Here is a 2,490-nt window from a genome sequence, read left to right as displayed (position 1 = left end):
CGGGGCCTCGCCGCCCCGGCGCAGGGCAGGGGCCTTGGCTCCGGGCACGTCGGGGGCCATTTCGCCGCACAGCACGCGCACGGGCACGCCGTGGGCCCGCAGGTATTCATGGAGGCGGTAGCAGAAATGCTCCACGCCGCCGTAGCGCGAGTAGGTGCGGATGAACAGGGCAACCTCTGGCGGGGCAACCTCTGGCGGGACGGATTCGGGATGCGGGGGCTCGGGGTGGGAAGCCCCGTGCACGGGGGCACCCTGTCCAGTGGCCTGTCGAGCCGCCTCGGGTTGGGTGCCGTCGGGCGTGGGAACGGTGGGCGTGTCTGGCATGGCTGGGGGGGTGGGGGTGTGCGCCGGGGCGCGGAAAAGGGGCGGAAAGCCCGAACGCCCGTTTGGTCTAGCAAACGGCCACGAACGGTGCAAGGCCGCCATGGAGCGGGCGGGTTCGCCCGCCGGGGCACGGCGCGGCTCTTCCATCCGGACCATTCCGCCTGTTCCGCCTGTCCCGCCCGGTTCGGCCTGTCCCGCCCGGTTCGGCCTGTCCCGCCCCGTGTGCCCCCTGTGGCGCCGGACTCACCCGTCTGTCCTTGCCCGGCCCGCGCGTTCGTCCATCGGGCAGTCACCGCATGATGGCACATGTAGGCCCGTGCCGCCTCAGGCGGATGGTGGAAGCGGGGCGCTGCCTCAGCCTTGTGCGTCTGGGGGCGGGTTGTCCTTTTCGCTGCGCGAACGGCTTTCTTTCAGCGTTTCCTCGGAGTCGGCGTAGCGGTCGGCAATGTTGCGGAAGGTTTGCAGGTTGGCCAGAAAGGCGTCCACCACGTCCGGGTCGAAGTGCGAGCCGCGCCCCTGACGGATGATCTCCACGGACTTCTCCATGTTGAACGGGGGCTTGTATACCCGGCGGCTGATCAGCGCATCGAATACGTCGGCCAGGGCCATGAGCCGGGCCGAAACGGGAATCTCGTCGCCGGAAAGGCCTTGCGGATAGCCGCTTCCGTCCCATTTTTCGTGGTGGCAGTAGGCGATCTCGCGCGCGTGGCGCAGGAACGATACCGGGGTATCCAGTTGTTTTTCCGCCGCAATGATGGCGGCGCGCCCCAGCCCGGGGTGGCGCTTCATGTCCTCGAATTCCTCCGGGGTGAGCTTGCCGGGTTTCAGCAGGATGCGGTCGGCAATGCCCACCTTGCCGATGTCGTGCAGCGGGGCGGACTTGAACAGCAGGGGGATGTCTTCCGGCGTGAGCGCGGCGGAAAAGCGCGGATGTCCCGACAGGTGCTGGGCCAGCACCTTCACGTAGTGCTGGGTGCGGCGAATGTGGTTGCCGGTCTCGTTGTCGCGCGTTTCGGCCAGCGATGCCATGGCCATGATGGTCACGTCCTGCACGGCGGCCAGTTCGCGCATGCGGCGGGCCACCTCGTCCTCGAGGAATTCGTTCTTGTCCTTCAGGAAGTCGCGGGCGGCCTTGACCTGCAGGTGGGTGCGCACACGGGCCAGCATGATGGACGGGCTGACCGGCTTGGTGATGTAGTCCACGGCCCCCAGTTCCAGGCCGATGCGTTCGTCGTCCTCCTCCGACAGGGCGGTGAGGAAGATCACGGGCACGTCCGCCGTGCCGGGCAGTTCCTTCAGCCTGCGCAACACCGTGTAGCCGTCCATGCCGGGCATCATGATGTCCAGCAGCACGAGGTCCGGCGGGCTGCCGGATGACAGGATGCGCAGGGCTTTTTCTCCGCTGTTGGCCACCTTGACCCGGTAGGTGTCCTTCAGCAGGTCGCTGAGCAGGGTCAGGTTGTCGGCGGTGTCGTCCACCACCAGTATGGTGCGCCGCGCGTCGTCCGTGGGAGTGGGGGTGTTGGCCATGGCTGTCTCTTGTGGCTGGAGTGACTTCGTGCGGGACATGGAACGTGGTGCGGAAAGGGAGTGGGCGCTTGGCGGCTTTGCGTCCGGTGCAGCGGTCGCCGTCGGTCAGCCTTCGCGCGCTGGCCGGGCCGAGCGCAGCATTTCCAGGGCGGTTTCGAATTCGAAGGCACGCAACGCCTCGCCCATGCCGGTTACCAGGGGCTGCCCCAGGGCGGCGCGCAGGGCTTCCGCGTGGGTGTTGAAGAGGTCCACGGCCTCGCTGTCGTCTTCCTCGATGAGCGCTTCCAGCCGGTCAAGGAACGCATCGGGCAATGCGTGCGGCGGTCCACCCCCAACGCCATCGCGCGCAAGGTTGCCGTCCGTCAGGTCATTGTCCGGCAGGCCGCTGCCTGGTCCGGCGGGCGAACCCGGTGTGGCGTCTGGCATCTTGCCTTCCGCGGCGCGGGAAACATCGGCGCCGGTGGCGTCATCCGGGCCGGGGCGCACTTCGTCCAGCAGGCGGTGCATGGCCCGCACCGCCTCATCCAGCGAGATGCGCAGCAGCGCCAGCGCATCCGCTGCGTGTTCCGTTGCGCCCTCGTGGCGCAGTGCCATTTCCAGGTCGGCGGCCTGGGCCTGCACCGTGCGGGCGCCCAG

Annotated in this window: 1 protein-coding gene and 2 pseudogenes; all 3 read right to left on the bottom strand. The window is 68.4% G+C overall.

Features of this window, described 5'->3' with window-relative positions:
* A pseudogene (locus FVW20_RS12485) lies at window positions 1–243 on the bottom strand (hypothetical protein); the annotation flags it as partial.
* A 435-nt stretch (window positions 244–678) separates the two neighbouring features.
* Window positions 679–1,854, bottom strand: a complete 1,176-nt coding sequence (locus FVW20_RS12480; protein WP_196609873.1) for a response regulator — start codon at window positions 1,852–1,854, stop codon at window positions 679–681.
* A gap of 105 nt (window positions 1,855–1,959) precedes the next feature.
* Window positions 1,960–2,490, bottom strand: a pseudogene (locus FVW20_RS12475) (response regulator); the annotation flags it as partial.

The sequence above is a fragment of the Nitratidesulfovibrio oxamicus genome, from assembly GCF_015731765.1.
GTDB lineage: Bacteria > Desulfobacterota > Desulfovibrionia > Desulfovibrionales > Desulfovibrionaceae > Cupidesulfovibrio > Cupidesulfovibrio oxamicus.
The sequence above is the reverse complement of the archived record's forward strand: the minus strand, read 5'-3'. Positions and strand labels throughout refer to the sequence as shown.

Bases quoted from the DNA above. Each gene is read 5' to 3' on its own strand.
- FVW20_RS12480 (WP_196609873.1), bottom strand. From the start codon at position 1,854: ATGGCCAACACCCCCACTCCCACGGACGACGCGCGGCGCACCATACTG.